This window comes from Sphingobium chungbukense (genome assembly GCF_001005725.1).
GTDB classification, from domain to species: Bacteria; Pseudomonadota; Alphaproteobacteria; order Sphingomonadales; family Sphingomonadaceae; genus Sphingobium; species Sphingobium chungbukense.
Window position 1 is genome coordinate 47,084 of the sequence record NZ_LBIC01000004.1, and the last position, 17,874, is coordinate 64,957.

19 protein-coding genes are annotated in these 17,874 nt (G+C 63.8%); 7 read left to right on the forward strand and 12 right to left on the reverse strand.

Annotation, left to right across the window (positions count from 1 at the left end):
* Positions 1 to 9 precede the first annotated feature (9 nt).
* The 3 genes from YP76_RS09470 (at position 10) to YP76_RS09480 (ending at position 2,413) form a co-directional block, all read left to right on the forward strand.
* A complete protein-coding gene (locus tag YP76_RS09470) occupies positions 10 to 675 on the forward strand; it encodes a response regulator transcription factor (RefSeq protein ID WP_044662519.1) in 666 nt (221 codons plus the stop codon).
* 83 nt (positions 676 to 758) lie between these two features.
* Complete coding sequence (locus YP76_RS09475) at positions 759 to 2,063, forward strand: sensor histidine kinase (protein ID WP_084733096.1); 1,305 nt, start codon at positions 759 to 761, stop codon at positions 2,061 to 2,063.
* Positions 2,063 to 2,413, forward strand: coding sequence for a YbaN family protein (locus YP76_RS09480; protein WP_046763374.1), 351 nt, complete (start codon positions 2,063 to 2,065; stop codon positions 2,411 to 2,413). The genes YP76_RS09475 and YP76_RS09480 overlap by 1 nt, the downstream gene beginning before the upstream one ends.
* Positions 2,414 to 2,500: 87 nt before the next feature.
* On the opposite strand, the gene YP76_RS09485 is transcribed toward YP76_RS09480, so the two are convergent.
* The 4 genes from YP76_RS09485 to YP76_RS09500 form a co-directional block, all read right to left on the reverse strand.
* Positions 2,501 to 3,142: a trimeric intracellular cation channel family protein gene (locus YP76_RS09485; protein WP_046763375.1), complete on the reverse strand. Its 642-nt coding sequence runs from the start codon at positions 3,140 to 3,142 to the stop codon at positions 2,501 to 2,503.
* A gap of 96 nt (positions 3,143 to 3,238) precedes the next feature.
* Entirely contained in the window at positions 3,239 to 3,784 is a 546-nt protein-coding gene (locus YP76_RS09490) for a glutathione peroxidase (protein WP_046763376.1), read from the reverse strand.
* 37 nt (positions 3,785 to 3,821) lie between these two features.
* Positions 3,822 to 4,547, reverse strand: a complete 726-nt coding sequence (locus YP76_RS09495) for a VIT1/CCC1 transporter family protein (RefSeq protein ID WP_046763377.1) — start codon at positions 4,545 to 4,547, stop codon at positions 3,822 to 3,824.
* Positions 4,548 to 4,605: 58 nt separating this feature from the next.
* Entirely contained in the window at positions 4,606 to 6,384 is a 1,779-nt protein-coding gene (locus YP76_RS09500) for an ABC-F family ATP-binding cassette domain-containing protein (protein ID WP_046763378.1), read from the reverse strand.
* A 194-nt stretch (positions 6,385 to 6,578) separates the two neighbouring features.
* On the opposite strand from YP76_RS09500, the gene YP76_RS09505 reads away from it, so the two are divergent.
* A complete protein-coding gene (locus YP76_RS09505) occupies positions 6,579 to 7,307 on the forward strand; it encodes an SIMPL domain-containing protein (protein WP_046763379.1) in 729 nt (242 codons plus the stop codon).
* A 106-nt stretch (positions 7,308 to 7,413) separates the two neighbouring features.
* Here the strand turns inward: YP76_RS09505 and YP76_RS09510 are convergent, their stop codons facing one another.
* Entirely contained in the window at positions 7,414 to 8,637 is a 1,224-nt protein-coding gene (locus tag YP76_RS09510; RefSeq protein ID WP_046763380.1) for a polyhydroxyalkanoate depolymerase, read from the reverse strand.
* Between the two features lie 124 nt (positions 8,638 to 8,761).
* On the opposite strand from YP76_RS09510, the gene YP76_RS09515 reads away from it, so the two are divergent.
* A complete protein-coding gene (locus YP76_RS09515; RefSeq protein WP_046763381.1) occupies positions 8,762 to 9,418 on the forward strand; it encodes a glutathione S-transferase in 657 nt (218 codons plus the stop codon).
* A 117-nt stretch (positions 9,419 to 9,535) separates the two neighbouring features.
* Here YP76_RS09515 and YP76_RS09520 read toward each other — a convergent pair whose 3' ends face one another.
* The 3 genes from YP76_RS09520 to acnA all read right to left on the reverse strand — a co-directional run bounded on the left by YP76_RS09520 (position 9,536) and on the right by acnA (position 13,309).
* Positions 9,536 to 10,237, reverse strand: a complete 702-nt coding sequence (locus YP76_RS09520; RefSeq protein ID WP_046763664.1) for a glutamine amidotransferase — start codon at positions 10,235 to 10,237, stop codon at positions 9,536 to 9,538.
* Positions 10,238 to 10,308: 71 nt separating this feature from the next.
* Positions 10,309 to 10,563, reverse strand: a complete 255-nt coding sequence (locus tag YP76_RS09525; RefSeq protein WP_046763665.1) for a CBU_0592 family membrane protein — start codon at positions 10,561 to 10,563, stop codon at positions 10,309 to 10,311.
* A gap of 76 nt (positions 10,564 to 10,639) precedes the next feature.
* Complete coding sequence (gene acnA, locus YP76_RS09530; RefSeq protein WP_046763382.1) at positions 10,640 to 13,309, reverse strand: aconitate hydratase AcnA; 2,670 nt, start codon at positions 13,307 to 13,309, stop codon at positions 10,640 to 10,642.
* A 409-nt stretch (positions 13,310 to 13,718) separates the two neighbouring features.
* Here acnA and YP76_RS09535 point away from each other — a divergent pair, with 409 nt between their 5' ends.
* Positions 13,719 to 13,985, forward strand: a complete 267-nt coding sequence (locus tag YP76_RS09535) for a hypothetical protein (protein WP_046763383.1) — start codon at positions 13,719 to 13,721, stop codon at positions 13,983 to 13,985.
* A gap of 39 nt (positions 13,986 to 14,024) precedes the next feature.
* On the opposite strand, the gene YP76_RS09540 is transcribed toward YP76_RS09535, so the two are convergent.
* The 3 genes from YP76_RS09540 to YP76_RS09550 all read right to left on the reverse strand — a co-directional run bounded on the left by YP76_RS09540 (position 14,025) and on the right by YP76_RS09550 (position 15,696).
* Positions 14,025 to 14,243, reverse strand: a complete 219-nt coding sequence (locus tag YP76_RS09540) for a DUF5818 domain-containing protein (RefSeq protein ID WP_232307497.1) — start codon at positions 14,241 to 14,243, stop codon at positions 14,025 to 14,027.
* Positions 14,244 to 14,249: 6 nt separating this feature from the next.
* Positions 14,250 to 14,435, reverse strand: a complete 186-nt coding sequence (locus YP76_RS09545) for a DUF1328 domain-containing protein (RefSeq protein WP_046763384.1) — start codon at positions 14,433 to 14,435, stop codon at positions 14,250 to 14,252.
* 262 nt (positions 14,436 to 14,697) lie between these two features.
* Positions 14,698 to 15,696 (reverse strand): 2-hydroxyacid dehydrogenase, encoded by a 999-nt coding sequence (locus YP76_RS09550; protein ID WP_046763385.1) that lies wholly within the window; start codon positions 15,694 to 15,696, stop codon positions 14,698 to 14,700.
* Positions 15,697 to 15,879: 183 nt separating this feature from the next.
* Here YP76_RS09550 and YP76_RS09555 point away from each other — a divergent pair, with 183 nt between their 5' ends.
* On the forward strand, positions 15,880 to 16,347 hold the full coding sequence (locus YP76_RS09555; protein WP_046763386.1) for an SH3 domain-containing protein: 468 nt from the start codon (positions 15,880 to 15,882) through the stop codon (positions 16,345 to 16,347).
* 18 nt (positions 16,348 to 16,365) lie between these two features.
* Here the strand turns inward: YP76_RS09555 and YP76_RS09560 are convergent, their stop codons facing one another.
* Positions 16,366 to 17,868, reverse strand: a complete 1,503-nt coding sequence (locus YP76_RS09560; RefSeq protein WP_046763387.1) for a peptide MFS transporter — start codon at positions 17,866 to 17,868, stop codon at positions 16,366 to 16,368.
* Positions 17,869 to 17,874 lie beyond the last annotated feature (6 nt).

Consider the following 17,874-nt stretch of genomic DNA (forward strand, 5'->3'; position numbering starts at 1 on the left):
CGGGGCCATATGCGTCTGCTGATCGTCGAAGATGAACCTAGCCTCGGGCAACAGCTCCGCAATACGCTGGAGGGCGCGGGTTATGCCGTGGACCTGGCCGATGATGGTGAGGACGGGCATTTTCTGGGCGCGACCGAAAGCTACGACGCGGTGGTGCTGGACCTGGGCCTGCCGACCATCGACGGGCTGACCGTGCTGGACCGCTGGCGCAAGGAAGGCCGCAGTTTTCCGGTGCTGGTGCTGACGGCGCGCGACAGCTGGTCGGACAAGGTGGCGGGGCTGGACGCGGGCGCGGACGATTATCTGGCCAAGCCGTTCCAGAGCGAGGAACTGATCGCCCGGTTGCGCGCACTGATCCGCCGCGCATCGGGCAATGCGTCGAGCGAATTGACGGCGGGCGACGTGCGGCTGGACACCCGGTCGGGCAAGGTGACGCTGAAGGGCGAGCCGGTGAAGCTGACCGCGCAGGAATATAAGCTGCTGTCCTATCTGCTCCACCACAAGGGCAAGGTGGTGAGCCGCACCGAACTCATCGAACATATTTACGATCAGGATTTCGATCGTGATTCGAATACGATCGAGGTGTTCGTGACGCGCATCCGCAAGAAGCTGGGCGCGGACGTCATCACGACGATCCGGGGCCTTGGCTACAGCCTCGACGAACCGGGACGGTAATCGGGGCCGAGGTTCCGGCGCCCGCGATGACCGATCCCCACGCCCCTGCTTCGGTTCGATCCACCGGATCGCTCAGCCGCCGCATGATCGGCATCGCAGCGCTGTGGATCAGCCTGCTGCTGCTGGGCGGCGGGCTGGCCTTGGATCGCGTGCTTTCGGACGCGATCACACGCAATTTCGACGATGGCATGAACTATGTGCTGACCGCCATGATCGCATCGGCGGAAATCGGGCCGGACGGCGAGGTGCTGTTCAATCGCGAACCCGCCGACCAGCGTTTTCTGGAACCCAATAGCGGCCTCTACTATCAGATCAGCGGCAAGGGGCATGAGGATTGGCGGTCGCGGTCGCTATGGGACCGGGCGCTCAGGGTGAAGCCGGAGCATCAGGACGATGCGCCCCATATCTATGACAGCAACCAGTTTCCCGGCGAGGATCTGCGGATATTGGAGCGCAGCATCGTCCTGCCGGGATCGAACACACGCTGGATGTTCATGGTGGCCCAGGCCCGCGAAGGACTGGACGCGCAGATCAAGACGCTGCGATCGACGCTGTTCGAAAGCTTCGCGCTTCTGGCGCTGGGATTGATCGTGCTGGCGACGCTTCAGACCATTTATGGCCTTCGGCCATTGCGCAAGGTGCGGCACGAGATCGTGCGGATGCGGGCGGGCGAGAAGAACCGGGTCACCGAACCCATGCCCGCCGAGGTGCTGCCGATGGTCGAGGAACTGAACGCGCTGCTCGCCCATAATGAGCGGCAGGCGGAGGAGGCGCGGACCCATGCGGGCAACCTTGCCCATGCGCTCAAGACGCCGCTGACGGTGATCATGAACGCCGCGACCGCGCAATCGCCCGACCTTGGCGATACGGTGATCCGTGAGGCAACGACGATGCGGCGGCAGGTCGACCATCACCTCGCCCGCGCCCGCGCCGTGGGGCGGCGCGGCGCGGCACAGAGCCGGGCGGAGGTCTGGCCCAGCCTCGACGCGGTCGAACGCGCGGTACGGCGGCTCTATCCGGATGTGCGGATCGACATGGATGGCGTGAAGGACGCCGCCGTCCGGGTCGAGCGGCAGGATTTGGACGAAATGCTGGGCAATCTGATCGAGAATGCCGCGAAATATGGCGGCGGCAGCGTGTTCGCGACGGTCGGGCGCAGGGGCGCCATGGTCGAAATCCTGGTCGAGGATGACGGCATGGGCATAGCCCAAGCCGATCGCACGCGCATCTTCGACCGGGGTGTCAGGCTTGATTCGGGCAAGCCGGGTACGGGTCTTGGCCTCGCCATCGTGCGGGATGTCGCGGAAATCTATGGCGGGTCGGTCGCGCTGGAGGAAAGCGAGGATCTGGGCGGTGTGCTGGTCCGGCTACGGCTGCCTTCGGCCTGATGCGGCGGCATATCTATCTTGCCTGCGGCTTTCTTTCGCTGGGCCTGGGAGCGATCGGGGCCTTTTTACCGTTGCTGCCCACTGTGCCGTTCATGATCCTGGCTGCCTTCTGCTTTGCCCGATCCAGTCCGGCGATGGAAGCCCGGCTGCTGGAGCATCGTCATTTCGGGCCGCATATCCGGCGATGGCGGGAAAAGGGCGCGATCAGCCGGCGGGGGAAGAAAGCCGCTCTGGCAGCCTTTGCATTCAGCGTGGTGATGGCGCTGCTGTTCTCGCCCTTCCCGTGGTTCCTGATTCCGGTTGGAGCCGCCATGGTCGGCGGAACCTGGATATGGACGCGGCCGGACTGACGGTTCCGGCATCGCCATTCTCGTCATCCCGGGCTTGATCCGGGTGACGAAGCGGGGAGCGGAAGTCCCCCAAAGCCGACAATTGCCTCAGTCCCCCGCTCGCTTATAATGTGGCAATCCAAGGCCGCGCCAGATTGCGACAGCGCGGAGCAGAAATCCCAGAAACGCAGCGATCAGGCCGGCGACCGGTACGTCCAGTCCCCACCAGCGCAGGCAGACGAACAGACCCGACGCGAGCGCCGCAGCCGTCACATAAAGCTCCGGACGCAGCAGGATCGACGGTTCGTGCGCCAGCAGGTCACGCATGATACCGCCGACGCAACCGGTGACGACGCCCATCATCGCCGCGACGAGGGGCGGAATGCCGTAGCTCATCGCCTTGGCCGCGCCGTAGACGGCGAAGGCGGCAAGACCGATCGCATCGAGCCAGTCGAGCGCGCGGTCGCTCCACCAGCGGCGCGGCGTGAACCAGATGAGCAATGCCGCGATCATGCAGGCAATCGCGGGCATTGCATCATGGACCCAGAACACCGGGGCACCGATCAGCAGATCGCGGACCGTTCCGCCCCCCACCCCCGTCACCAGCGCGAAGAAGGCGAAAGTCACGAGCGTCTGGCGCAACCGCGCGGCAGCGAGCGCGCCCGAGGCGGCGAACACGAAAGTGCCGACGATGCTCAATGTTTCGAGGACCGGGCCGATCTGATGAAAGGCGATGGCGGGTGGCAGCATGGGATCGAATAGGCGCCCGTCAGCCGCGCCCGCCGAGGATCAGGCACGAACGGTGAGCGCCGCCATTCCGGTCGGGGAGAATGGCGGCCCTCCCCATCATTTCGCCAGTTCGGCCTCGATGGCGGCGATCAGCGCGGCGTCATCGGGCGCGGTAGTGGGCGCGAAGCGGGCCGCAACGCTGCCGTCCTTCGCGATCACGAACTTCTCGAAATTCCACAGGACTTCCGGCTCGGGATTGGGCGTGATGCCATAGCCTTGCAGCTTTTCGCGGAAGGCGGCGCCGTCGCCCTGCGCTTCGGGCCGGGCACTGGTGAGGGCAGCATAGAGCGGGTGCTTTTCCGGACCGGTCACGACGATCTTTTCGAACATCGGGAAATCGACGCCGAAATTGGTGGTACAGAAGGTCGCGATCTCGTCATTGCTGCCCGGTTCCTGCGCGCCGAAATCGTTGGCGGGGAAACCGGCGACGACCAGGCCCTGGTCCTTGTAATCGCGGTAGAGCTTTTCAAGGCCCTCATATTGCGGGGTCAAGCCGCATTTGGACGCGACGTTGACCGCCAGCACCACCTTTCCCGCATAGTCGGCGAGGCTGGCGTCGGCACCCTTGATGGTCTTGAGCGGGATTTGCTGGATATCGGTCATCTTGTCACTCCTTGGAGATAGGCGGCGGCTTCTGCCGTCATATGGCTGCGCCGAAAAGCTTGCCCACGCCGGATGTCGCCAGCATCGCGAACACGCCCCAGAAAACGACGCGTGCGACGGCACGGACGATCCCCCCGCCGCCGAGCCGCGCACCGACATAACCCAATATGGCAAGGCAAACCAACGACGTAACCGCTACAGCTACAAGCGCATGGGAAGGATATGCGACCGCCGCCAACAGTGGTGCGACGGCGCCGGCGGAAAAGGTCGCCGCGGATGTAAACGCGGCCTGAACCGGGCGCGCGGTGCTGATGTCCGAAATGCCCAGTTCATCGCGCGCATGGGCAGCCAGCGCATCGATATTCATGAGTTGCGTCGCCACTTGCCCCGCCAAATCAGGGGTCAGGCCGCGATCGACATAGATGTTGCGCAACTCCTCCCACTCCACATGAGGTTGTTGGGCCAAAGCCTTCTTTTCCTTGGCCAGGTCGGCACGTTCGGTATCGGATTGGGCGCTGACGGAAACATATTCGCCCGCCGCCATCGACATGGCGCCCGCCACCAGCGCCGCCGTGCCGGAAAGAAGGATCGTCGAGGGCGCCGCCCCGGAAGCCGCGATGCCCGTGAGCAGGCTGGCGGTCGAGACGATGCCGTCATTCGCGCCCAGCACGGCGGCGCGCAGCCAGCCGACTCGGTTCACATAATGGACCGCATGATGGCCGTCGATCACGTCATCATCCTGCGTCGCCGTGGACTGTTCCATCCGCTTCCCCCTGACTTGCTGCCTTGGCTATCAGATGAGACGATTGGCGCAAGGCCTTCTAGGCACCCAGCCCTTCGGCCCTTTCCGCCAGTTCGAGCCAGCGTTCCTCCGCCGCGTCCTTTTCGGCGCGGGCCTTTTCGATCGCCTTTGTGAGAGCATCGAATTTCTTCGGGTCGCGACTGTAGAGATTGGGATCGGCCAACGCCTCTTCGTCGCGGGCGATGGCGGCCTCGATCGACTCGATTTGCTTAGGGATCAGATCGAAGTCGCGCTGGTCCTTGTAGCTGAGCTTCGTCGCGGCGGTCTTTTGCGGCGGCGGCGCGGCGGTCTTCTTCTCCTGCCTTGGCGCGTTCTTCGGCTGGCGCTTGGCAACCCAGTCGGCATAGCCGCCGACGATCACGTCGATCGTGCCGGAGCCGTCCAGCCCCAGCGTCACGGTGACGGTGCGGTCGAGAAAATCGCGGTCGTGGCTGACGATCAGGACCGTGCCCTCATAGTCGGCGATCACCTCCTGGAGCAGGTCGAGCGTTTCGAGATCGAGATCGTTGGTCGGCTCGTCCAGTACCAGCAGGTTCGATTCGCGGGCGAATTCGCGGGCGAACAGGAGCCGGGAGCGTTCGCCGCCGGACAGCGTCCCCACCCTCGCCTCGGCCAGCGAGGGATCGAAGAGGAATTCCTTGAGATAGCCGTGGACATGCTTGCGCACGCCGCGCACGTCGATCCAGTCGCCGCCTTCGGCCAGCACATCCCTCACCCGCTTGTCGGGCTGCATCAGGCTGCGCTGCTGGTCGATGAAGATCATGTCGAGCGACTTGGCCTGTTTGACTTGCCCCGCGTCGGGCGCGAGTTCGCCGGTGAGGAGCTTCAACAGCGTGGTCTTGCCCGCGCCATTGCCGCCGACGATACCGATGCGGTCGCCGCGCTGGATGCGCAGGGAGAAATCCTTGATGACCGTGCGCTCGCCGAACTGCTTGGTGACATGCTCGGCGGTGATGACGCTTTTCGTCTTGTTGTCGTCGCTGGCGACGGCAATCTTCGCAACGCCCTGCGGCCCGACCATGGCGGCGCGCTGGGCGCGCATCTCCCACAATTTGGCAAGGCGGCCCTGGTTGCGCTTGCGCCGGGCGGTGACACCGCGTTCCAGCCAGTGGGCCTCGATCTTGAGCTTGGCGTCAAGCTTTTCGGCGGCGCGGGCCTCTTCGGCATAGACGGCTTCCATCCATTCCTCGAAACCGCCGAAGCCGATCTCGTTGCGGCGGATGCCGCCCCGGTCGAGCCACAGCGTCTGGCGCGTCAGGCGGGTCAGGAAGGCGCGGTCGTGACTGATCACGATGAAGGCGCCATTATAGCGGCTGAGCCAGCCCTCCAGCCAGTCGATCGCGTCGATGTCGAGATGGTTGGTCGGTTCGTCGAGCAGCAGCAGGTCGGGTTCGCTCGCCAGGGCGCGGGCGATGGCGGCGCGGCGACGCTCGCCCCCCGAAGCGGTCGCGGCCTCGCGATTGAGGTCGGTGCCTAGCTGGCTGGCAATGGCCTCCACCTCATGGGCGGGCGGCGCGAACTGGCCCGCCAACGCGAAATCGCGCAGCGTGGCGAAGCTGCCGACGTCGGGGTCCTGCTCCAGCATGATGACCCGCGCGCCAGGCCGGACCGACCGGGTGCCCTCATCCGGTTCGATCTGCCCGGCAATGAGCTTCAGCAACGTGGTCTTGCCCGCGCCGTTGCGGCCGATCAGCGCCAGCCTGTCCCTCTCCCCGACGAAAATGTCGAGATTGCGGAACAGCCAGTGGGTGCCCTGCGAGAGGCCAAGATTTTCGAAGGAGAGAATGGGAGCCGCCATGGGCGTGCAGCTAGAGCATTTTCAAGTCGGGTGGAACAGGTGACGGCCGGAAAAATGCGGAAAACGAAAGAGCGATCGGCGGTTCGCGGCAGGAGGGGGAACCGGAATCTGTCTGACGGCTTTCAACGCATGTCAGCGTCCATTCATCGCAGCCGTCACAATAGACCTGCATCGCTTTTTGAGGAGAAAGCCCCGTGAAATCAATGCTTGCCCTGATGGCTCTCGGCGCCGCCCTGCCCGTTTCGGCTGTGGCGCAGACCAGTGTCACCATTGCCGAAACCGCTCCCGTCGTGACGCTGAACGTTACGGAAACCGTCGAAGCGGCGCCGGACATGGCGACCGTCGGCACCGGGGTCCAGACCCGCGCGCAGACCGCCGCCCAGGCGATGCGCGACAATGCGGTACAGATGGACAAGCTGATCGCTGCGCTGGTGAAGGCGGGCATCCCGAAGAAGGATGTCCAGACCAGCGGGATCAATCTGAGCGCGCAATATGATTACAGCAATCGCGACGGCCAGCCGTCGGGACCGCGCTTCATCGGCTATGAGGCGTCGAACCAGCTTTCGGTGAAGCTGCGCGACATCAAGAAGGTGGGAACGCTGCTCGACACCATGGTCGAGGCGGGCGCGACCAATGTGAACGGGCCGAGCTTCTCGATCAGCGATCCCGCGCCGATGCTGGCGCAGGCACGGGCGGCGGCGCTCAAGAGCGCCAAGGCGCAGGCGGATTTCTATGCGCAGGCGGCCGGCTATCGCTCGGCCCGGCTGGTGTCGCTGGCAGAGAGCAACAGCGGCGGCCAGCCACCCATGCCGATGATGGCGGCCGCGCGGTTCAAGGCCGATGCCGCCCCCGCCACCCCGGTCGAGCCGGGACAGGTCGGGTCTTCGGTGACGCTGACCGTTCAATATGCGTTGGAGAAATAGAATAGCGGATTTAGCGGCTTGCAGCCGTGATCGCCCTCGTCACCCCCGGCTTGCCCTGGGTGACGAAAGGGGGGAGGTCCGTCTTCCCCCGAATGCCCGGGCAGGCTCAGTTCATCGCCAGGATCATGTTCCGCACCTGCGGATAGACCTGCTTTTCCCATTTGCTGCCTGAAAACACGCCATAATGGCCGACGCCGGGCTGGAGGTGATGGCGCTTGAGATGCGGACGCAAACCCGTGCAGAGCGCATGGGCCGCCGCCGTCTGACCCACGGCACAGACATCGTCCTTCTCACCCTCGACCGTCAGCAACGCGGTGTTGCGGATCGCACCCGGATTGACCTTGCGCCCGCGATAGGTGAGTTCGCCCTTCGCCAGGAGGGTGCGCTGGAATACCTTGTCCACGGTTTCGAGGTAGAATTCCGCGGTCATGTCCAGGACCGCGAAATATTCCTCGTAGAATGTCTTGATCCTGTCGGCTTCCACCTGCTTGCCGTCGGCCAAGAGCTGATACAGTTCGCGATGCGCGGCACCATGGCGGTCCATGTTCATCGACATGAACGCCGAAAGCTGCAGAAAACCCGGATAGACCCGCCGTCCCCGGCCCGCATAGCGCATCGGCACCATGCTGATCAAATTGTCCTCGAACCATTCCAGCGTCTGTTCATTGGCGAGTTCGTTGACGACCGTGGGCGCGGCGCGCGTGTCGATCGGACCACCCATCAGGGTCATGGAGCGCGGCGTGGCGGGGTCCTTGTCCTCCGACATGATCGACACCGCCGCCATGGCGGGCACGCAGGGCTGGCAGACGGAGACGAGGTGCGAACCCGGCCCCAGCTCCTGCATGAAGGTCATGATATAGTCGACATAGTCGTCGAAGCCGAAACGGCCGGCGCTGAGCGGCACGTCGCGCGCATTCTTCCAATCGGTGATATAGACGTCGTGGTCGCGGAGCAGCGTCTGCACCGTGTTGCGCAGCAGGGTCGCGAAATGGCCGGACATCGGCGCCACCACCAGAACCTTCGGCTGGGCGGTCTCCACATCGTCCTTGGCAAAGTGCAGCAGATTGCCGAAGGGCATGTCCAGCGCCACTTCCTCCCGCACCGGAACCAGCGCATTGCCCGTTTCGACCGGGCGAATCGCATAGGCGGGACGGCGATGGGTCAGCTTCGCGCCCTGGAACACATCCATCATGGCAAACATGCGGCGGGGCATCGCCCAATCCGCCACGGGGCCCATTTTATCCCTGAAAGACAATGCGATCTGTGCCCCGAACCGGGCCGGAGCCAGCATGTCGTTCCACGCCTGATAGCCACTGTACAGCATCTTCATCTAATCAAACGCGCCCTGATCTCGTTCGGTCCCGATTCGACCATCATTATAGGTCTATACAGGTTTTCCATATTGCACCGCATCATGATTGATGGAAAAGTAGGATAAAGCGGGAGGATTTGCCATGGCCGACGCGGAATTGACCATTTCCAGCAAGACTTATTCCTCTTGGTCCCTGCGCGGATGGCTGTTGTGCCGCCTTGCCGGATTGCAGGTGGCGGAAAAGACGATCGCGCTCGACGATCCCGAAAACCGGGCGGAATTGCTGCTTTTGTCCCCCTCCGTGCTGGTCCCGCGCCTGACCCATGAGGGGGCGAGCGTGTGGGATACGCTCGCAATTGCGGAATATCTGCATGAGCTTTACCCCCATGCCGGGCTCTATCCGGACGATCGCATCGCCCGCGCCCATTGCCGGTCGGTGTCGGGTGAGATTCATTCGGGTTTCATCAACCTGCGATCCGCCCTGCCGATGAACCTCAAGGTCCGGCATGAGAAATTCCCGGTCTTTTCGGGCGCGAAACAGGATATCGAGCGGATCGAGGAGATTTGGACCGAATGCCTGGATGCCTATGGCGGCCCCTGGCTGTTCGGGGAGAAGCCGACCGTCGCCGATGCCATGTTCGCGCCGGTAGCGCAGCGTTTCCTGAGTTACGCCGTGCCGCTGTCGGCCAAATCGGCAGCTTATTGCAATTTCAGCAACGACTGGCCCTTGATGCGCGAATGGATCGACGCCGCGCGCAAGGAAAAGGACGAGGTCGAGGAATTGGAAGTCGAATTTTAGAGCAAGGCGCTGCCCTAGAGCGCGCTGCGTTAAATCGTACGCAAGCCGCGCGCTCTAAGTTTTTGTTGTCGCATCGTTTTAAGCGCAAAACCGGTTCCCACTTTTCCGCACGATGCTCTAGGATTCCAGGCCCGCCAGCCATTCCCCGATCATTGCCCGGCCCGCCGCGACCGCGCCGGGACCGTGATCGGCATGGTCCTGCCGCAGCGCAATGTCGCATTGCTTCGCCATATCGAGATCGGCCCAGAAATGCGTGAGCCAATCCTCGAAGCGGGGGTCCTCCCCCATTTCGGCGTGAAACTGGAGCGCCAGCAGGTTCCGCCCGCGGCGGAAGGCCTGATGCGCGTAATTTTCGGTCGAGGCGAGCAGGTCCACGCCAGCGGGTAGATCGAATGTGTCGCTGTGCCAGTGCAGGACGGGAACATCCCGCAAATGGCGAAGCGGGGAATCGACGCCCGTCCCGTTCAGCGTGACTGGCGCAAAGCCCAATTCCATATGGCCGCCGGGATAGACGCGGGCACCCAGCGCCGCCGCGATCATCTGACTGCCCAGGCACACGCCCAGCGTCGGCAGGTCCTGCTCCAGCCGGGCGGCGAGCTTCTCGATCTGGTGCGGAATCCAGGGGTGGATATGCTGCTCATAGACGCCCATCGGCCCGCCCATCATGATCAGCAGGTCGGGCGTGCTAAGGTCGGCATCCAGGAAATCGGGACTGGCGACGTCGATCCGTTCGATCTCAAAGCCTGCGGCCTCGATCGGCTGGAGATACCCCGCCGCTCCTTCGCGCGGCACATGACGGACGATCAGCGCTTTTTTCATCTCTACCGCGTTGGTAGCCATTGGAAGCCCGGGCCGCTACCCCAGCCTTTCTTGAGGCGGCGATATTCCTCCTATCGCCCCGCGCGACCCAGGCGGACGATGCGGGCCAGTGCCGCGATGCCGATACCCAGCCAGACGATGTTGAGTACCATCGAGGGAATGGCGCCGTGCCACCAGGTGTTGAGGATGAAGAGCGCCGAGCCCAACGCATTCATCCCCTGGAACAGCGCGGACTTGCCCGACACGCGCCCGCTCGACACCAGCATATAGGCGCCCAGCACCAATATCGCGCCCAGCCAGCCAGCGATTTCGACAAGGATCGGCACATCGTCCCCCACAAGAAAAGGGCCGCCTCCTCTTTAGGAGACGGCCCTTTTTCCTCCAACTCAGCCTGTCAGCCGATCAAGCGGCCAGCTTGCGCAGCACATATTGAAGGATGCCGCCGTTCAGGAAGTAATCCAGTTCGTTGACGGTATCGATGCGGCACAGCGCGGTGAAGGTGAAGGTCGAGCCGTCGGCGCGCTTCACGATCACGTCCACGTCCTGGCGGGGCTTGAGACCCGACACATTCTGGATGGTGAAGGTCTCGTCGCCCGTCAGGCCCAGCGTGTCCTTGTTCTCGCCGTCCTTGAACTGGAGCGGCAGCACGCCCATGCCGACCAGGTTCGAACGGTGGATACGCTCGAAGCTTTCGACGATGACCGAACGGACTCCGAGCAGGTTGGTGCCCTTCGCCGCCCAGTCGCGCGACGAGCCGGTGCCATATTCCTTGCCGCCGATGACGACCAGCGACGTGCCGTCCGCCTTGTGCTTCATCGCCGCGTCGTAGATCGGCATGACTTCGCCTTCATAGCGGGTCATGCCGCCTTCGACGCCGTCCAGCATCAGATTCTTGATGCGGATATTGGCGAAGGTGCCGCGCATCATGACTTCGTGATGGCCACGGCGCGAACCATAGCTGTTGAAGTCGGCCTGGCTGACCTGATGCTCGCTCAGCCATTTGCCCGCGGGCGAAGACGCCTTGATCGAGCCGGCCGGCGAGATGTGGTCGGTTGTGATCGAATCGCCGAAGATCGCCAACGGCTTGGCTTCGATGATGTCGGTGACCGGCGCCGGGGTCATGGACAGCCCCTCGAAATAGGGCGGGTTGGCGACATAGGTCGAACCGGCGCGCCACTTGTAGGTGTCCGAACCCGTGACGTCGATCGCCTGCCAGTGCGCATCGCCCTTGTAGACATTGGCGTAGCGCGCCTGGAACATCTGGCGGTCCATGCAGCCCGCCATGGTGGTGGCGACTTCGTCATTGGTCGGCCAGATATCCTTCAGGAACACGTCCTGGCCGTCCTTGCTCTTGCCGATCGGGGTGGTGATGAAATCCTCGATCACCGTGCCCTTGAGGGCGTAGGCGACGACCAGCGGCGGCGAGGCGAGGAAGTTCGCGCGAACGTCCGGCGACACGCGGCCTTCGAAGTTGCGGTTGCCCGAGATCACGGCGGCGGCGACCAGGCCGTTGTCGTTGATCGCCTTGCTGATCGGTTCGGCCAGCGGGCCGGAGTTGCCGATGCAGGTGGTGCAGCCATAGCCGACCAGGTTGAAGCCGATGGCGTCGAGGTGCGACTGAAGACCGGCCTTCTCCAGATAGTCGGTGACGACTTGGCTACCGGGGGCGAGCGAGGTCTTGACCCAGGGCTTGGGCTTCAGGCCGAGTTCGTTCGCCTTCTTGGCGACGAGACCGGCGGCGACCAGAACGCCGGGGTTCGACGTGTTGGTGCAGCTGGTGATCGCGGCAATGGTGACGTCGCCGTCGCCAATGTCGAAATCCTTGCCTTCGACCGGAACGCGCTGCTGCGCCTTCTTGTAGGTGTTGGCCATGTCGGCGTTGAACACGTCATCGACTTCCGGCAGCGCGACGCGGTCCTGCGGGCGCTTGGGACCGGCCAGGCTGGGGACGACGGTGCCGAGGTCCAGTTCCAGCGTGTCGGTGAAGACGGGTTCGACGGCGGGGTCGATCCAGAAGCCCTGCTCCTTGGCATAGGCTTCGACCAGCGCGATATTTTCTTCGGTGCGGCCGGTCAGGCGCATATAGTCCAGCGTCTTGTCGTCGATGCCGAAGAAGCCGCAGGTCGCGCCATATTCCGGCGCCATGTTGGCGAGCGTCGCGCGGTCGGCCAGCGACAGCGAGGCAAGGCCGGGGCCGAAATATTCGACGAAGCGGCCGACCACGCCCTTGGCGCGCAGCATCTGGGTGCAGGTAAGCACGAGGTCGGTGGCGGTGACGCCTTCCTTCAGCGTGCCGGTGAAGCGGAAGCCGACGACTTCGGGGATCAGCATCGAGACGGGCTGGCCGAGCATCGCGGCTTCAGCCTCGATCCCGCCGACGCCCCAGCCCAGCACGCCCAGGCCGTTGACCATGGTGGTGTGGCTGTCGGTACCGACGCAGGTGTCGGGATAGGCGACGGTGACGCCGTCGGGGCCTTCGCTCGACCAGACGGCCTGCGCGATATTTTCCAGATTCACCTGGTGGCAGATGCCGGTGCCCGGGGGAACGGCGTAGAAGTTGGCGAGCGACTTGGAACCCCACTTCAGGAAGTCATAGCGTTCCATGTTGCGCTGATATTCGATTTCCACATTCTGTTCGAACGCCTTGGGCGTGCCGAATTCGTCGACCATGACTGAGTGGTCGATGACGAGGTGGACGGGAACCTGCGGGTTGATCTTGTTGGCGTCGGCGCCCAGCGCGTTCATCGCGTCGCGCATGGCGGCCAGGTCGACGACGCAGGGAACGCCGGTGAAGTCCTGTAGCAGCACGCGGGCGGGACGATACTGGATCTCGCGTTCGGCCTTGCCCTTGTCATTCTGCCAGTCGACGATCGCCTTCACGTCCTCGGTGGTGACGGTCACGCCGTCCTCGAAGCGGAGCAGGTTTTCCAGCAGCACCTTCATCGAGAAGGGCAGGCGCGAAACGTCGCCCAGCTTGGCGGCGGCCTTCTTCAGCGAATAATAGGCAATGTCCTTGCCGCCGACATTCAAGATGTCGCGCGTTCCAAGGGTGTCCTGTCCGATGGCGGTCATGAGTCGTGCGTCTCCTCGCAGTGGCCCGGCCAGGAGGAGGCAGGATGACGCTATTCCACCAGGGGCTCGCCGGACGGCGAAAAAATACCGGACGGCAAGGTGGCGGGATGCGCCCCAACTCACGGCCGAAGCGGATATGTCCCGATGCGCGCCGCCATAGCGCCTGCACGCCCCAAGTCAAATGCGAAGGCGCGAAAATGGGACATTCCTTCGAATCTTTCTTGTAGACGCGGTCATTCGACGCGGGATACATTGGGTGGCAGCCGCGTTCTGGTTTAAGGAGCGGGCTACACAGAGATGAAAATGGGTCGCTCGCTCTGACTGTCGTCGTTGCATCAATGCAGGCGTGATCGGGTCTCGTGCACTTTCGCGCCGATGCCGAGAATATATGTCTGAGGAGGAAGAGACGATGCGCCCAGTTTCGAGCCTCGCTACCGGCAAGTCTTTTGACCCGGCCTTAAGGGGTTACATCATTCACTATCATCCGGGGGAAGCCAATCACTGCCCCAGTTGCGGCCGCAGCCAGTGGATGGTCGGCCGGTTGATGGCGGAATGCGCCTATTGCGAAACCGCATTGCCGCTCGAGAATAATCGCGGATTCGGCGCATGCGCCCGTTTCGTGCGCACGCATGACGTCATGCCGTCCTATGATCCGCGCGATTCGTTCAATCCGTGAGGCAAATGCGATCCTGATACACGCAGGGCCGCAGCCCGGTCAGGCAGCGGCCACCCCTTCGACCTCCACTATGCCCTCGCCGGCATAAAATCCCCGTACCCTGACCCGCTTTTCGACATGGTCGACAGGCACGCGCAGCAGCACCAGTCGGAAGATGCCGCCGAGATCACGCTGGAGCAGGAAGCCGGCTTCATCGCGTATCAGCCGGCCGGTTTCGTCCACTCCAGCGCCTATCTCAGTGATGCCGATCCATGTCATGGACGGTCAGTCTATCGCATTCCTGATACCCTTGCCAGCCAGCAGGCCGAGCACCAGGAAGATCAGGAACAGCGCGATCGCCAACACGAACAGGAATTTGGCGATACCGACAAAGGCGCCCGCCGCGCCGCCAAAGCCCAATATGGCCAGGACAGCGGCAATCACGAGCGAAATGATGGCCAGACGGATCATGCGACACTCCTTCCGTTGAAAGACCCGCATATTCCAACGGATGGTGAGGCAGTGGGGTTCCGGCTAGAGCATCGTGCGCAAAAGTGGGAAACGGTTTTACGCTTAAAACGATGCGAAAACAAAAACTTAGAACGGGCGTCTTGCGTACGATTTAACGCAGCGCGCTCTAGCGGGACGGTGATAAACATCTGCGAAGTTGCGATGTGTGATTTGCCGATGCGCGGGCCTCCAGGCCAGAAACTGGCCGGAAAGGCCTTGCATGTCAGACCCAGCCTTCCAGCACCTGATTGGGCGGACGATGCCCGTCCACCCAGCTACGGATATTGGCGATCACCCGCGCGCCGGTCGCGTCGCGCCCCTCGAACGTGGCGGACCCCATATGCGGCAGCAACACGACGTTGGAGAGTTCCAGCAAACGCGGGTCGATCGCCGGTTCATGGGTATAGACGTCGAGCCCCGCCCCCGCGATCCGCCCTTCCGCCAGCGCCGTGATCAGCGCCGGTTCGTCGGTGATCTCCGCGCGGGAGGTATTGATCAGATAGGCGTCCGACCGCATGAGCGCGATCCGCCGCGCATCGATCATCCCCCGGCTATCGGCATTGAGCGGACAGTGGATCGACACGATGTCGCTGGCCGCCAGCAGCGAGTCCAGGTCCGGATACCAATGCGCCTCCAGTTCCTGCTCGACCTCGAAGGGCAGGCGATGGCGGTTGTGATAGGCGATGGAGAGGCCGAACGCCGCCGCCCGCCGGGCTACCGCCCGGCCGATGCGGCCCATGCCGATGATCCCCAGCTTCTTGCCGCCGATGCGATGGCCGAGCATGCCGGACGGGCTCCAGCCGGTCCAGGCGCCGGATCGCACCAGCTTCTCCCCCTCGGCCAGGCGGCGCGGCACCGACAGGATCAGCGCCATCGTCATGTCGGCCGTATCCTCGGTCAACACGCCCGGGGTATTGGTGACGATGATCCCCTTCTTCCGCGCGGCGGCGAGGTCGATATGATCGACACCACTGCCGAAGCTGGCGATCAGTTGCAGCCGTTCCGGCGCCGCCTCGATCAGCGCGGCGTCGATCTGGTCGGTGACGGCAGGCACCAGCACGTCGCATTGTGCCATGACGCGGGTCAGCGCGGCGCGGTCCATCGGAACGTCGCCGATGTTGAAGACGGTGTCGAACAGATCGGCCATGCGCGCCTCCACATTGGGAGGCAGGCGGCGCGTGACGATGACGCGCGGCGTGGCGGGGCGCGGTTTCTTGGCCATATCCGGCCGCTATGCTTCACAGGCGCGATGGTCAAGCGCTTATACCGCCAAGTCGCTGCGATGCTGACGCATCACGACCTGGCGACGCTCCGCCGCGGCGCGGGCCTGGCATAAGAGCGGTTGTCGGGGCTGCCGCCCGGCGTCTATAAATGCAGTATCGTTCGGCTTGGGGAATATGGGAACATGAAGGGCTATTTGCTGGGCGCGGGGCTGATCGCCGCCATTTGCCTGAGCGGCGGCGCGGGGGCGAACCCGGTCAAGCCGGTGCCTTACTGGGCCTCCCTCAGCCATGACGAGGCCCGGATGCGCGTCGGCCCCAGCCTGGATTACCCCTCCAACTGGGTCTATCGCCGCCGCGACCTGCCGGTGAAGGTGGTTCAGGTGCTGGGCCTGTGGCGCAAGGTCGAGGATTCCACCGGAACGCAGGGCTGGATGCACGTCCGGCTTTTGAGCGACGCGCCGACCGCCATCGTCACCGCCGAGATCGCGCCGATGCGGGAATCCGCCAATGAGGAGGCCCGCACCGTCTTTCGCGCGCAACGGGGCGTGGTCGGGCGGATTTCCTCCTGCGGCAAGGGCTGGTGCGGGTTCGATGTGGGCGGACAAAAGGGCTTCATCCGCGCCGACGACATCTGGGGGGCGACGCGGTAACGCCGCTCCCCTTTCACCTTATCGCGCCTGCCCGATGTGCATCAACCGCTTGACCAGCGGCGCAGCGGCCATCACGGCGATGCCGATGCCGACCGACCACCAGCCGATGCTGCCATAGACCGCCAGCACGTCGTCACGGCTGGCCGCCCCGCCCTCGCCTCCGGTCGCGGCAGAGATCAGCCCGGCGGCATATTCGCCCAGCGCCATGGCGAGGAACCAGATGCCCATCATCAGCCCGATCATGCGCGACGGCGCCAACGTCGACATGGCGGACAGCCCGACCGGCGACAGGCACAATTCGCCGATGGTGTGGCACAGATAGAGGAGGAAGATGAACAGCACTGGAGTCAGCGTGCCGGGCGCGCCCGTTCCGGCGACCAGGATCAGGAAGCCCGCGCCGACCAGCGCGATGGCGATGCCGAATTTTGCCGGGGTCGACGGTTCCCATCCCCGCTTCGCCAGCCATATCCAGAGCGCAGCGATCACGGGTCCGAACATCAGGATATAGGCGGCGTTGACCGACTGGAACATCGAGGCGGGAACGTTGAAGCCCAATATGTGCCGGTTCGTGTAACGGTCCGTAAAGAGGCTGAGCGACGATCCGGTCTGCTCGTACAGGCCCCAGAAGATCGGATTGATGACCAGCAGGAACAGCGCCGCCAGCATCCGGTCGCGCCCGATCCGTTCCATCCGGCCAAAGGCTTCCCACAGGATGTAGAGCACCACCGCCACGCTCGCGACCGCCAGCATCCAGCCGACGATCACATGCTGCTGGATGAGGAACCAGCACAGTGCGATGGACGCAAGACTGGAAAGATAGACCAGCCATTCGCGGGGGATGATCCCGCCGACGCGCTGGGCCAGACGATCGGGATCGGGCGGCTCGCCCTTGCCCTGCAACAGCGGCTTGCTGAGCGTGAAACCGATGACGCCCGCGATCATGCCGACCGACGCGGCGCCGAAACCCCAGTGCCAGCCCCATGTCTGGCCGAGATAGCCGCAGATCACCGGGCCGATGGTCGCGCCCAGATTGATGCCCATGTAGAAGATCGTATAGGCCGGGTCGCGCCGCATGTCGTCGCGCGGATAGAGCTGTCCCACCAGCGCCGACGCGCTGGATTTGAGGAAGCCCGTGCCGGTGATCACCGTCGCCAGGCCGAGCCAGAAGAGCCCAAGACCCATCGCGCCCGCATCGTCGCTTTCCATTCCCAGGATCAGATGACCGACGGCAATCACGATCCCGCCGAACAGCACCGCCTTGCGCTGCCCCAGATAGCGGTCGGCCAGATAGCCGCCCATCAGCGGCGAGATGTAGATCAGCGACATATAGGCGCCATAGGCATAGGAGGCGTCGCTGTCGGAAAAGAGGAAATGCTGCGTCAGGTAGAAGATCAGCAGCGCGCGCATACCGTAGAAGGAGAAGCGCTCCCACATCTCCACGAAAAACAGCAGGAACAGGCCGCGGGGATGGCCGAGCCAGGTCTTCCCCTCCCCGGCCACGTTTGAAACGGAGGTCGCCATTCAGGC